Raw genomic sequence first — 662 nt, 5'->3', positions numbered from 1 at the left:
AAAACCCGGCGAATTTACATCGACAAGGTGGCCGAAATTGGCACGGTGGGAAGGGTGCGTTATGTGTTTCCCGATGCCGAACAGGGACGTTTGGCGAACCAGTTGGCCCATTTTGCTTTCTTTGCTGGTGTGGGGCGCAAAACGGCGTTAGGCATGGGCCAGGTAATTTTGGAGAGTTGACAATGGACGACTGTTATTTGCCCTTGGCCTACCTAAATGCGTGGGAGTATTGCCCCCGGCGTTTTTATCTGGAATATGTATGCGGTGAATGGGCCGACAATGAACACACGTTGCTAGGCCAACATTTGCACCGCCATGTGCAGGAGGCGGGAGCGCAGCAAATCGAGCAGCAAACGGTTTACCAGCAGCAATGGGTATGGAGTGACCGCTTGCAGGTAGCTGGAATCATTGACCGCGTGGAAATTCGGGAGGGTCAGCTCGTGCCAGTGGAATACAAAAAGGGCAAGATGGCTCGCTATCTGAATGACCATTTCCAACTGTGCGCGGCAGCCTTATGTTTGGAAGAACGAACCGGTCAAGCCATTGCCTACGGGGAAATCTTCTATCATGGTCACCGGCGGCGCCAGCGAGTACATTTTACGCCAGCACTTAGACAGGCAACGGAAGTAGCCATTGCTGCAGCCCGTGCCGCCATAACTTCC

2 protein-coding genes are annotated in these 662 nt (G+C 53.6%); both read left to right on the top strand.

What is annotated here, in order from left to right; translation table 11 throughout:
* Window positions 1-180 (top strand): CRISPR system precrRNA processing endoribonuclease RAMP protein Cas6 (gene cas6, locus NZ585_14970; protein MCS7081333.1); only part of this gene is annotated, 180 nt, incomplete at its 5' end.
* A gap of 2 nt (window positions 181-182) precedes the next feature.
* Window positions 183-662, top strand: a 480-nt coding sequence (gene cas4 / locus NZ585_14965) for a CRISPR-associated protein Cas4 (GenBank protein MCS7081332.1), incomplete at its 3' end; no start/stop codon positions are given.

This window comes from Chloracidobacterium sp. (genome assembly GCA_025057975.1).
GTDB lineage: Bacteria > Acidobacteriota > Blastocatellia > Chloracidobacteriales > Chloracidobacteriaceae > Chloracidobacterium.
This window is presented reverse-complemented; position numbering and strand designations above follow the sequence as displayed.